8 protein-coding genes are annotated in these 12,854 nt (G+C 42.5%); 4 read left to right on the top strand and 4 right to left on the bottom strand.

The window, feature by feature from the left end:
- The 3 genes from OGM63_RS07940 to OGM63_RS07930 all read left to right on the top strand — a co-directional run.
- The coding region (locus OGM63_RS07940; protein WP_263744973.1) for an iron uptake porin at nucleotides 1-1,516 on the top strand (1,516 nt) is incomplete at its 5' end.
- Between the two features lie 151 nt (nucleotides 1,517-1,667).
- The gene (locus tag OGM63_RS07935) at nucleotides 1,668-3,017 is read left to right on the top strand and encodes a hypothetical protein (protein WP_263744972.1); all 1,350 of its coding nucleotides are present in this window, start codon (nucleotides 1,668-1,670) and stop codon (nucleotides 3,015-3,017) included.
- A 349-nt stretch (nucleotides 3,018-3,366) separates the two neighbouring features.
- Nucleotides 3,367-4,038, top strand: a complete 672-nt coding sequence (locus tag OGM63_RS07930; RefSeq protein WP_263744971.1) for a DUF1361 domain-containing protein — start codon at nucleotides 3,367-3,369, stop codon at nucleotides 4,036-4,038.
- Between the two features lie 390 nt (nucleotides 4,039-4,428).
- On the opposite strand, the gene OGM63_RS07925 is transcribed toward OGM63_RS07930, so the two are convergent.
- Nucleotides 4,429-6,771 carry a putative PEP-binding protein gene (locus OGM63_RS07925; RefSeq protein WP_263744970.1) on the bottom strand — a complete coding sequence of 781 codons (2,343 nt, stop codon included), beginning with the start codon at nucleotides 6,769-6,771 and terminating at the stop codon, nucleotides 4,429-4,431.
- A 292-nt stretch (nucleotides 6,772-7,063) separates the two neighbouring features.
- Between OGM63_RS07925 and OGM63_RS07920 the strand changes: the two genes are divergently transcribed.
- Nucleotides 7,064-7,618 carry an MgtC/SapB family protein gene (locus OGM63_RS07920; RefSeq protein WP_263744969.1) on the top strand — a complete coding sequence of 185 codons (555 nt, stop codon included), beginning with the start codon at nucleotides 7,064-7,066 and terminating at the stop codon, nucleotides 7,616-7,618.
- Between the two features lie 194 nt (nucleotides 7,619-7,812).
- Here OGM63_RS07920 and OGM63_RS07915 read toward each other — a convergent pair whose 3' ends face one another.
- The 3 genes from OGM63_RS07915 to recF form a co-directional block, all read right to left on the bottom strand.
- Complete coding sequence (locus OGM63_RS07915; RefSeq protein ID WP_263744968.1) at nucleotides 7,813-8,226, bottom strand: hypothetical protein; 414 nt, start codon at nucleotides 8,224-8,226, stop codon at nucleotides 7,813-7,815.
- A 269-nt stretch (nucleotides 8,227-8,495) separates the two neighbouring features.
- Nucleotides 8,496-11,066: a magnesium-translocating P-type ATPase gene (mgtA, locus tag OGM63_RS07910; protein WP_263744967.1), complete on the bottom strand. Its 2,571-nt coding sequence runs from the start codon at nucleotides 11,064-11,066 to the stop codon at nucleotides 8,496-8,498.
- Between the two features lie 535 nt (nucleotides 11,067-11,601).
- Nucleotides 11,602-12,726, bottom strand: a complete 1,125-nt coding sequence (recF, locus tag OGM63_RS07905) for a DNA replication/repair protein RecF (RefSeq protein WP_263744974.1) — start codon at nucleotides 12,724-12,726, stop codon at nucleotides 11,602-11,604.
- Nucleotides 12,727-12,854 lie beyond the last annotated feature (128 nt).

Below are 12,854 nucleotides of genomic sequence, written 5' to 3'. Positions count from 1 at the left end.
CCCTCCCTCCCCCCAAATGTCTCAAGTCACATCGGTGTCACAACTGGACGATGTGCAACCTTCAGACTGGGCAATTGGAGCTTTGCAATCTCTGGTAGAACGTTATGGCTGCATTGCTGGATATCCAAATAGAACTTATCTAGGCAACACCGCGATCAATCGTTATGAATTTGCAGCTGGTTTACAGCATTGTCTGGAGCAGATTAATAAATTAATAACTAACAATACGGCTAATACTGTTAAAGATGAGGATTTAATCGCGTTGCAACGCTTGCAAACTGAGTTTCAAGCAGAGTTAAAACAAGTTGAGCAGCGGGTAGACAATTTAGAAAGCCACACAAGCGAAATACAAGCAAATCAGTTTTCCACCACAACGCGACTATTTGGGCAAGCTATTTTTAGCCTCCAGGGAACGAATAGCGCTAATGTCGATTTGTTTCCTAGAGATAAAGTGCCAGAACGCAAGGCAGAAACGAATCTGACTTTTGCCAATAGCGTGCAACTAACCCTCGCAACTTCCTTTACAGGGCAAGATTTACTGATAACTGGGCTGAGTTCGGGAAATTTAAATTCTTCTGCGTCTTCAGTATTTAACAATATGGGGCGGTTGGGTTTTGAGTCAAATACAAATAACGATTTATATATCAGTGATTTATCTTATCGATTTCCGGTTTCAAACAACTTAGGAATTATTATCGGTACGGTGGGTGTTAATCCTACGAACACCTTTCGCGGTATTAATCCTTTAGAAGGTACTGGAGAGGGAGCAATTTCTTTATTAGGTCAGCGTAACCCAATTTTGGCAATTGGTAATGGTACTGGTGGTGTCGGCTTTGACTGGCAAATAAGCGATCGCCTGAGTTTACAAGGCGTTTATAGTGCTGAAATTCCCAGCTTTCCCGATGATATCCAAGCTGGCGGACTTTTTGGCGGCAGATATACCGCCGGCGCTCAACTAACTGTCGCACCCACCAATAACATCGATGTCGGGCTGCATTATCTTTTCTCCCACTCTCCCGATGGCTTACTGGGAACCGGTATCGGCGATGCTCAGTTAATTTCCCCTTTTGCACCTGCGACAGCTTTTGATACCCATGCTGTCGGCGCTACCGTCGCATGGCGCATTAATCCTAATTTTCACTTAGGGGGTTGGGGAGGTTGGACTCACTCAAATCCAGTCAATCTCTCTGGAAGTGTGGAAACTACAAACTGGATGGTATTCGCTGCTTTTCCCAATTTACTGCGTTCCGGCAATTTGGGCGGCATTCTCGTCGGACAACCCCCGAAAATTACTTCTAGTTCTTTACCTGAAGGATTCAATTTTCCCAACTTTTCTGAAGGAGGTACAGCCGGTGGACGCGACGACACATCACTGCACGTAGAACTCTTTTATCGCACCCAACTCAATGACAACCTCTCTCTCACTCCGGGTGTCTTTGTGATTTTCAATCCAGATCACAACGCTGCTAACGATCTTTTGTTTATTGGGGCATTAAGAGCAACATTCCGGTTTTAAATCTCTACGGATGTAAATGTAAATAAATGCACTAATTTCATACGGATGTAGTTAGTTCATTTTCATTTTCATGCGCGTAATTCCAGCAGAGATTCCCCTGCTATAAAAACATGCGTGATTTTTTTTTACACATTAATCAAGGAAGTTTTCAATGCAATTAAAATCGTCAGCAATTAAAACCAAATCCAACTCCCAAGTTAAAAGTTTCGTAGTGAGCGCTTCAGCTCTCAAATCAAGGACTAAAGTCCTGACTACATTATTCAAGCATCAAAATTCTTTTAATAGACTACTAGTTATTACTAGCAGTATAGCCGCAGCCATTATCGGTTTCGGGGCAGAATGTGCGGAAGCCCAAATCACAATTCAAAGCACTGGCACTTTATCAGGTACTATCCAACTTCCCAAATTTAATCCCAACTTCAACCGGGTGGTTACTCGTGTAGATACAAATTCCAAGGGTACTTATTCCCGCCAAGGAGTACCTTTGTATACCTCTAATTATGTGAAGGTACAAACTCGTGCTGATGGCAGTCTGCATTACTTCGTTGACTTTAAAGGCATTCCGGTTGTCTCATTTGATGGCTTACTGACTTCACCAGCACTTTCAAACGGTAGCTTGACATCCTATAATTACCAAGGAAAATTGCCCGGAACCAAATTTGAAGCTGTAGTTCAAGATGAGTTTGGGTTAAAAAAAGCGCTTTACACTGGCATTGTCACCGATCCAAAAACGGGACAGAAGTATCAAGGTACTTTTAGAGTAACTGGACAAGGACCGCGATATAGCCAGAGCAATGGTAGTGCTACCCCTACAGTCTTTGATTTCAAGTCGGATATACCAGGTAAACCAACCGTCAACTCGTTGAAAGTGACTAATGCACCTCTGATAAAATTGTTCATCACTATTCCCGCAGGTGCAACTCCCATCACTCCCCGTAGTGATGCTGGTGCTGGTACACCGATTGCTGCTGCTGGTGGTGGTACACCAATTATGACTGCTGGTACACCAATTATTACTGCTGGTGGTGGTATACCAATTATGACTGCTGGTACACCAATTATGACTGCTGGTGGTGGTACACCGATTGCTGCTGGTGGTGGTACACCAATTGATGCTGGTGGTACACCAATTGTGACTGGTGGTGGTATACCGATTGCTGCTGGTGGTGGTACACCGATTGCTGCTGGTGGTATACCAATTGCTGCTGGTGGTGGTACACCAATTGATGCTGGTGGTGGTATACCGATTGATGCTGGTGGTGGTATACCAATTGCTGCTGGTGAGATTATATCGCCTATACAAAGCGCGATCGCAACTTCGTCAAATTCAACCAAGCCCTCTGCTGAACCCAATGTAGAATTCAGTAACGGTAATTCTTCCGCACTTAATCCTTTAAGTCTTGCCTCAAATATTTGTTCGCGCAAAGATGTAAATTGCACGACAAAACCATCTGCATCCAAGCAAACTATTGGTCCCCGTAGTCGAGTGCTGCTGCGTTAGGGGAATTGGGCATTAGAAAATGTAGAGACGTAGCAGTGCTACGTCTCTACAGGGGTTCTGGATAACGCATATTTAATTTTTACCAAATAGACATCTCCGAAAAAGAATGTAGAGACGCGAAATTTCGCGTCTCTACAAGGGTTTTGGTTAATGCATAATTAATTTCTGGAGATGTCTAATGTTTATTAGGCATTGTCCAAGTGAAATTCTAAAACTTGTTTTTATTCCCCTTTCCCCCCTTTCCGCTCTTAAAAAAGCCCCTTCCCCCAATTTGTCAAGAAAAATAACACACCAGCTAATTGCACCCATTAAAATAGTGTCAATCACACCTTTTTTTTTGGAAATGCATATGAAAGGACAACTTTTTGAATTAATACACACAGTCATGCAAGTCTTGCAAAGAAATGTGGGTTGGATGACTTGGAACTTATTTCTGGCTTTTATACCTTTGGTTTTGAGTGTTTGGTTGTTTCGCAGTCGTCGTGGACGCTCTTGGGTTTGGTGGTTCGGATTTTTGGTATTCTTCGCTTTTTTACCGAATGCACCTTATTTATTAACTGATGTGATTCACCTTGTATATGATATCCGCTCAGTTCCATCGATATGGATGATTACTCTAGTGATAATTCCGGTATATTTGCTGGTGATTTCGGCTGGATTTGGAGCTTATGTAATATCTTTAATTAATTGGGGTTACTATTTACACCGCGTTGGCAAAAGCCAGTGGATTTTGGGAGTTGAGTTAATTACCCATGCTTTCAATGCCGTTGGTATTTATTGGGGACGGTTTTTGCGTTTCAATAGCTGGGATTTTATTACGCAACCTGATGCAGTAATCACCAAAGGTATAGAAGAAATTCTGGGAAAAGAGCCTTTGGTGATTATTGCCATCACTTTTGTTGTATTAACAGCTTTGCACTGGCTGATGAAAAAAGTGATTTTGAGTTTTCTTAGGCAACCGCAGAATGAGGTAGGTATTAAGTCAAAATCATCTAATCCTAACACCCACAACGTTGGATAATTTTGGTGATTTGAGATTTTTAGATTGAATGTAGAGAAACAGATAAATTCCCAATTTCTAATTTTAGATTACTAATTGCCCTTTGGGTTCGTAGTTCCTTCTCCTGTCAGACGTTGCTTTTAACAAGTCGCTTCTAGCCGACGGCAGGTGCCGATAGTGCTCGTGACCTCGGCAACGCACTGCCGGATTAACGGATTGCTCACCAATTACTAATACCCAATTATCTTGAATATTATCTGAATATAAAAATATTCAATAAAACTATTTGATTTGGTTTTATTTGAATCGCCGTTATTTGATAAAAATCTGCGATCGCAATGCTTAAATATCGGCAGTAAGCAATAACAGTATATTAATAAATAAAAATGTTCGGTTGAAAATCATCATTCATTAATGAAGTTTTTGCCGTGCTGCTTCTAAAATTATTCTTTGTTCGGCACGAGCGATCGCTTTATATGTTCGTTCTACCGCTTCTGGTTCCACAGATATAGACGTAATCCCCCATTCTACCAACTTATCAATAATTTCTGGATACAGCGCTGGTGCTTGTCCGCAGATTGAGCAAGGAATAAGAGCAGATTTTGCCATCCTAATTAGTTGAGCTACAGCACTCATCACCGCTGGATGTCGTTCATCAAATGAAGATGCTAACTGTCCTTGTTCTCGATCTACTCCTAACAATAGTTGAGTTAGGTCATTTGTACCAATGGAAATTCCTTGTACACCTGCTTTCACATATTCTGGCAATAAAAATAGCACGCTTGGTACTTCTGCCATAATCCAAAGTTGAAATTGTGGCTTTTGAGTTAACCCTGCTGATTCAACTTTTTGACGACAAAAAGAAAACTCTTCCACAGTGCGAACAAAAGGCAATATTAAATGGATATTGTGATAGTCTGATTGCTGTATTGCTGCTATTGCTTCAAGTTCCAACTCAAAAACTGCGGAATTTTGCAAATAAGCAAAAGTGCCACGCTCACCTAACATCGACTGTTGCGAAGATGGTAGATTATGACTAAATGATGTCAATTCGTGCGATCGCCAATCTAAAGAGCGATAAAAAACTGGTCGTGGTGCAAATGCACGAACAAACTGCATCATTTGCTCAGACCATAGCTCTAACAATTGTGCCTTACGTCCGCTAGACAGCCAACTCGACGGATGTTGCCCTTCGAGTATTGTTAACACCATCAATTCTGAGCGTAATAATCCTACCCCATCTAGAGGCAAACTTTGCACCTGCTTGATCAGGCTGGGCTGACTTAAATTAACCAGCAACTGTGTAGCAATCATGGGTAGGTGCGCTGACAAAAGGATGGGAGAATGAGAGACTATGAAGTTACCTAGTTCAGGGTGTTGCGCTTTGTGCTTTGGTGTCGCTTGGGTAATAAGGGGAATTTCCTGACTTTCATTTTCTTGTTTTCTGACACGATAAACTTCTCCTTTGTCACCATCCAAAAGTAGGCGATCGCCTGTTTTAATTAAAGCGGTAGCATCTTTTGCGCTCACGACAGCTGGGATGCCCAACTCTCTGGCAAGAATTGCCGCATGGCTAGTCAATCCTCCTCTATCAGTGATAATACCTGTAACTCGTTGCAACAACGGTAGCCAATCAGGGGCGATCGCTTGTGCAACCAAAATCACTCCTTTAGGTAGTTGTTCTGATGACGAAAGCGAATTTACAACATAAGCTGTCCCTGTCACACGACCCGTCCCGGCTCCTATTCCCTTGAGAAAGTGTGTGTTGTGAACGGCAAATTGTGGGGGGCTAACTTTTATTAGATAAAGCTTTGGAGCCGGAAATTCCTCAGAGATAGTCCATTCAACGGTATAATTTGTACCGAGGTCATTTTCAAGTAGATTCGCTAGTTCAATTAATTGTTGCAAATATTCTTCTTGTAAAGCGTACTGTTGTTGTTGAGAAGACTCAAGCAAATGTGCCACCAAACAAGTATTATCTAGCGCCAATGAATCGGGTGGTGTATCATCAAGACGATAAGCAAGCATTTTATTGCCCAGTTGTCGTTCAATGAGTACGCCGTTTTCTCGTTGAATGTAGTATACATCCGGCTGTACTTCGCCGTATTGCAGTGATATTCCCAATCCCCAGGTTGCTTCAATATCCCATCCTCTTGAGTTAGAATTGAGTAAACCGCTAGCGATTGCATTTTCAATTGGTTGCACCAAAATTGCTAAATTAATTTGTCGCAGGTCAATTCCTAGACGTTGCCAATATAGTAAACTTTTGCCACGAAATAATTGACTCCAAGTGTGTTTTAATGCCAAAGCGATCGCTTCATAGTCACAATGGCAAATTTGCGACTCCAGCAACCCAGATATATTCCCTACTCCATGCGTTGCAGTCGGTATCGCTAAAGTAGGTCGAAAAATTAAACAAGCAGTTTTCCACTCTCTAGCTGCTTCCAGAATTTTATTCACCCACTTAGATGGTACAGTCCCAGCGATAATTTCCTGATGTAAGTGACCAGCCACCTGTTGCAATTGACGCCAATTATCGACATCTAGGTGTAACGAAGAATAAGGCAAATCAGCGACTAATGCCTCTGAACTATTGAGAGTTTCCAGAAATTGTCGTAAAACTGACGCACCCACTATAAAACCAGGCTTCACCGGGTAGCCACGCTGCATAATTCTGCCCAAGTGAAACGCTTTGTCACCAACTTTGGCACGGTCTTGTAGTTTAATTTGGTCAAGCCAATAGAGTTTATCCACTCAAATTGTTAATTGTCAGTTGTTAAAAGTCAGTTGTCATGTAACTACGGGTGTCATCTGTTGGTAGTTTGTCAGATCCGATCTACTTATTAGCTTGGCTCTTCCTCCTGAACGTTGCAGAGAAAGCGGGATGATTTAACATATCGCAGAGAGGTTCCCTACGATACGTCTCTATGGTTCCTCCTGTATCCCGACAAAAGGGGGTTTAGTTAATTTATATAGTTGCACATGGGAGTATATTAATAATTAAAGTAAGATATAAGATTATTTTTTAATTATAAAAATATAAGCATTGTTAAGCACTTACTACCTTTCGCCCAATGATTGGCTAAATATCACTTTTCGGCTATGCCTCGCTTTGCTTTTTGGGGCAATTATCGGCTTAGAACGACAACTCAAGCGCAAACCCGCTGGTTTAAGAACTCATATGTTGGTATCTTTTGGTTCAGCGGTGTTTACTCTCATACCTCTGCTCACAAATGCCACTCAACCAGATGCTAATTCTCTTAGTCGGATCATTCAAGGAATTACAGCTGGTGTCGGATTTCTCGGTGGAGGGGAAATTTTACGTGAATCTTCCCAAAAATCACAGCGGATTGAAGTTCACGGATTGACATCGGCAGCAGCTATTTGGGTTTCGGCTGCTTTGGGAATTGCCGCTGGTTGTGGTTTATGGCAGTTAGGATTAATTGCGGTTGTACTGACTTTTTTGGTTCTCAACCTTTTTAAAAGATTAGAAAAACGTTATTACTTCAAAGTCAACCATCAACAGGAAGATATTTCTCGGCTGCGAATTCCCCCAATTGAGCAAAATGAGCGTTCAGACACAAATCAAGATAATAAATAACTTTATCCCACCTAAATACAACATTGCACAAGTTCGTAGCGAATCCTCTTAAAAAACTCTGCGTACCCAACGGGAGAATCAGTACGAATAGACGGAAACCGAAGAAAGAGCCGACTGATTCACCTCTGCGCTACCTGGTGCGTCCCTCTGCGTTAAAAAAACGCGCTCGTTTTTACGCAAAGCTGTACTAAGTCTTAATTAAACAAAGCAAGTGCTTGAGCAAAAAGAGTTTCTTCTGCTCTAGTTTCCAGAATTAACTGTACTAAATTTATCAACTCACTGTCGAGTTCAGTATTATTCTCAATTGTTTTACTAGCTGCATAAAAACTCACATCATCTATTTTTAATTCATTGGTAATGCCTGTTTGCCAGCCTGGTGTTTCGCTATCCCAAGAAAGCGATTTACCGCGTAAAGTAAATTGAAACCAGGTTATTTCGTCGCTTTTTAATTCAAAAAAAATATCAAAATAGGGTTCTTCTCCTTGGAACCAAACTCTGCTAATATCTCCTTTTTTACTGTGTTTAAGTATGTTTTGCTCAATTCTTCGCAATGATGCACCTAAGGATGCAATTTCATTTGTTTCGATAAAATAATTGCTTTGAGGCATGTTTGGAACCGTCAGTAAATTTAGTCTCAGGAAAAAGTCAGTACTATTTTTGACATATTATATATATATTAATACATAATTTTCTAAGTGAAGCTGGAAAATATACCTTCCTAGTTCCTTTCATGAGCAACAGGAACACGCGCGAAGTCCTTTTGATATTCGTCATAGGCGATCGCAACTCATGGGACACTTTACTCAAAAAGTCATCTTTGAGTTGATATGCGATCGCATATCTTATCCATACTTTTGGTTGTGAGAGTCAGGCATTGTCAAGACCGTACATGTTGATAGAAAACTCCTTTAACGGTTTCTGCACACAGAATGTAGAGTCCGACAATTGCTGCTAGCACCAAAAGGAATTCAATCGGCAAGGGTTGGAACCCCAGTAAACCTGCAAGCTGGGTATAGGGAAGGACGAGCGTAACAACGACGATCGCTAAAGTTGCCATCAGTAAATACTTTCCTGGCTTGCTTTTGAAAATGGATTGCCGCGTCCGAATTACCAGCACAATCATGGATGCAGAAATCACCGATTCCATAAACCAACCAGTTCTAAACTGCGCTGGGTTAGCGTGCAGCACCAACAGCAAGGCACCAAAGGTGAGATAATCAAAGACAGAACTGAGTAACCCAAACACCAACATAAAGTTGCGGATAAACGTGATGTTCATGCGACGGGGTTTGTTGATTAGTTCTCGATCAACGCGATCGGTAGCGATCGTCATTTCGGGGAAATCGGTCAGTAGATTCGTCAGCAAAATTTGACTGGGCAACAGGGGCAAGAAGGGTAAAACCAGAGAAATACCTGCCATGCTAAACATGTTGCCGAAATTAGCGCTCGTTGCCATAAACACGTATTTGAGTGTATTGCCAAACGTGACCCGTCCTTCCTTCACGCCTTCAATCAAGACATTTAGGTCTTTTTGCATCAAAACAATGTCGGCAGCTTCCTTGGCTACGTCAACCGCGCTCTCAACAGAAATACCCACATCGGCAGCATGGAGCGCTGAGGCATCGTTAATGCCATCACCGAGATAGCCAACCACATTCCCCGCTTTTTTAAGTGCGATGATGATCCGCTCCTTTTGATTTGGCTCAACTTCAGCAAAGACATTTGTTTCCCCAACACGATGCATTAGGGCTTCATCACTGAGAAGAAGCAGTTCGGCACCAGTCAAAACCTTGGGTTTCGGTAGTCCCACTTGTTGAATGATGCTGATGGCAACCGCTCGACTATCCCCCGTGATCATTTTTGCGGTAACGCCTAGCAGCCCCAAATCCTTCAGCGTATCAGCAATGCCTGCTTTGGGTGGGTCGAAAAGGGCAAGATAGCCCAAAAACGTCATGTTCGTTTCATCGTCTTTGCTGCATAAATCACCCTCGAAGTTGCGGTAAGCCACCCCCAAAACCCGAAACCCTTCACTGCCGAGTTTCTCTGCCTGTTGCTGAATCTTGTTCCGCTGGGGAGCAATGTCAATTGTCTTTCCCTCACCAGTTTCCACCGTTGAGCAAACATCGAGAATCGTTTTAAGCGCACCTTTGGTGACAATCAGATGGGTATTTTCTGTCTTGGAAAATTGCTCTACTTGGGGAGACCCCAAGACCGCATTTTCCGCTTTCTTCAACAGAATGCTTAGGCGTTTGCGGTTGAAATCGTAGGGCACTTCATCCAGCTTAGTATAGTCAGAGATGTCAAATTGTTTGTGCTGACGAATTGCGGCATCGATGGGATTAACATAGCCTGATTCAGACACAGCATTCAAATACGCGTGAAGCAGAACGCGATCGCTCTCCTTCCCCTCCACATCAACCGCAGCGTGAATTTTTACTTCCCCCTCCGTCAGGGTGCCCGTCTTATCTGTACAAAACACGTTCATGCTGCCAAAGTTTTCAATCGCAGACAGTCGTTTAACAATCACCTGCTTTTTCGCCATTTGTTTGGCACCGCGAGCCAAATTAACACTGACGATCGCAGGCAGCAGTTGGGGAGTCAAACCAACTGCGAGCGCTAGGGAGAATAAAAAGGATTCCAGAACGGGACGTTTCAAGTAGACGTTGGCAACAAAAATTATCACCACCAGAATCAACGTCACTTCCATCAGAAAGTAGCCAAACTTGCTGAGTCCCGTTTCAAATTCGGTTTCGGGTGGTCTGAGTTTCAGCCGTTCTGATACCTTACCAAATTCAGTCTGCTTTCCGGTTTGTACCACAACCGCTTTCCCAGTACCACTGATGACATTGGTGCCCATATAAAGGGTGTTGGTGCGATCGCTCAGTCCGATTTCCGCAGGTAATACACCACTCAGTTTGTCAGCGGGATAGGTTTCTCCCGTCAGTGCTGCTTGATTCACCGACAGATCCTTTGACTCTAAAATCAGGCAATCACCGGGGATACTATCACCAGCAGCAAGCAACACAATGTCACCCGGAACCACGTCCTCATTGGGAATCTCTTGAGATTGACCGTCTCTCAAAACTGTAGCTTTCACTTGCACCAAAGCCAGTAGCTTTGCGACAGCATTTGTGGCTCCCCGCTCTTGCCAAAATCCTAACAGTCCGCTAATTAGTACGATCGCTAGAATAAAAATGGCATCAACGACATCTCCAAGGAAACTAGAGAGAATAGCCGCTGCCATTAAAATCAAAATAATCGGACTCTTGAACTGGTTCAGCAACAGTGTTAGTGCATTTGACTTTTGTTTTTGCTTCAGGCTGTTTGCACCGTACTCCCTCAAGCGTTGCTGCGCTTCCTGACGACTCAAGCCTAAGAGGTTACTCTTGAGCTGATGTAACACCTGTTCGGCAGGCAGGTTCCAAAATGAGGGGAGAACTTGAGGCATAGATTCAACTCACTTATGTCTGCTACTGATAGATTCATCGCGATTAATAGAACTGGATTGCCAATTTTTCTGAGAAAGGAATTGTTTTCGTAATGTTGTTGGATAAGTAATATCATGTCAGGCTTATTACTTCCAATGTAAAGACGTTCCAGTGGAACGTCTCTACGACGGTTGCGACGTTTTTATTACTGTTAATTAAACAGACATTATATAAATCACCCAATTTTTTTAAATCTGAATTAAATAGATAACCTTGCTTCTATACTACTCTGAGCGACTACCGTTTGATTTACTGCGTGAATTGATTGATTACGATATAAATTTTAATTACAGCAGTTTTCATGTATTTAGACCACACTCATGTTTTCTGTATTTCTTCCTTTGCGGCTTTGCGCCTTTGCGTGAGATAAAAATAATGTGGTTCATTTAAGATGAAAATTGCTGTAAAAGCAATAAAAAGCTTGAATACGTAATAAAAGCCTTTTTTATATCCCGACACCAAGCTGAGTACAGCTATGGTACGGGAACGAAAAAGCTAAAAAGCGGATGTAGATGATATTTCTCCTGCCTTAACGAAAAGAATTTGCGAAGAATTTAACCATTGAGAATCAAAAGAACCGAGGTGAGTTGTAGTAATTAAAGTTTGAAAACGGTCTTGAATCGCATCAAGTAATTGATTTTGCCGGGATGGATCTAACTCAGCAAGAACATCATCAAGTAATAGCAGTGGTGGTTCTCCAACAACTTCTTCAATTAATTGTAATTCTGCTAGTTTTAAAGCTAGTACCAACGTCCTTTGTTGACCTTGAGAACCGTATTGACGAGCGGGTGTTTGATTGATGGTTAATTCTACTTCGTCACGGTGGGGACCGACAAGGGTTGTGCCTTGACGAAGTTCAGCAACAGATCGAAGTTGAATTTTTTCTAAAAAAGCTTGCTGTATTTGTTCGGGATGATTTTGGTCTAAAGCAACACTAGGAACGTAATTAATTTGTAAAATTTCTGTACTACCGCTAATGCTAGCGTGCCAAGCTTGAGCAATTGGTGCTAATCGTTGTAAAGCGCGATCGCGTCTTCTAATTACTCGTGTCCCTGTGGTAGCTAATTGTGCATCCCACAAGGCAAGTTCTGAGTCTTGAATGTTTGCTGAGTCTTGATGTTGTTTCAAAAAAGCATTACGCTGTCGCAACACCTGATTATATTGCTGCAAAATGTGAGCGTAAATCGGTTCAAGTTGAATTAAAAGCGTATCTAACCAGTTTCGCCGATTTTCCGGACCACCCCGCACCAGTTCCAAATCCAAGCTAGAAAATTGTACCGCATTCAACACACCGAGAAAATCCATCTGGCGTCGCAGATTCTCGCTATTCAGAGCAACTGTGCGGCGACCATTGCGACGTAAAGTTAAAGTTAGATCGCTTACACCAGTTTGTCGCTGTAAAGTGGCATTAATTTGAGATGCAACTTCCCCATCTTGAATTAAATCGCGATCGCGTGCCATTCTATGCGATCGCAATGTCGCTAACAACTCCACCGCTTCCAACAAATTCGACTTTCCCTGAGCATTATTGCCCACCAAAATAGTTTTCGCAGCAGTAAAATCAACCTGCTGCTCTTTATAGTTGCGAAATTGTCGGAGGTGAATGGTTTTGAGGTACATAGGAAAGAGGGGGGGAGGGGGAGAGTGGGGGAGGGGGAGAGGGGGGGATGGGGGGGAAAGAAGAATTATTCTCCTTATGTTCAAGGAGTCTCCCACTCCTCCACTCCCCCACTCCCCCACTCCCCCAC

Origin of the sequence: Plectonema radiosum NIES-515 (assembly GCF_025753815.1) — a bacterium.
Lineage (GTDB): Bacteria > Cyanobacteriota > Cyanobacteriia > Cyanobacteriales > Nostocaceae > Hassallia > Hassallia radiosum_A.
The sequence above is the reverse complement of the archived record's forward strand: the minus strand, read 5'-3'. Positions and strand labels throughout refer to the sequence as shown.

Coding starts and splice junctions, on each gene's coding strand:
- recF (WP_263744974.1), bottom strand. CDS start 12,726: ATGTACCTCAAAACCATTCACCTCCGACAATTTCGCAACTATAAAGAG.
- OGM63_RS07930 (WP_263744971.1), top strand. CDS start 3,367: ATGAAAGGACAACTTTTTGAATTAATACACACAGTCATGCAAGTCTTG.
- OGM63_RS07915 (WP_263744968.1), bottom strand. CDS start 8,226: ATGCCTCAAAGCAATTATTTTATCGAAACAAATGAAATTGCATCCTTA.
- mgtA (WP_263744967.1), bottom strand. CDS start 11,066: ATGCCTCAAGTTCTCCCCTCATTTTGGAACCTGCCTGCCGAACAGGTG.
- OGM63_RS07935 (WP_263744972.1), top strand. CDS start 1,668: ATGCAATTAAAATCGTCAGCAATTAAAACCAAATCCAACTCCCAAGTT.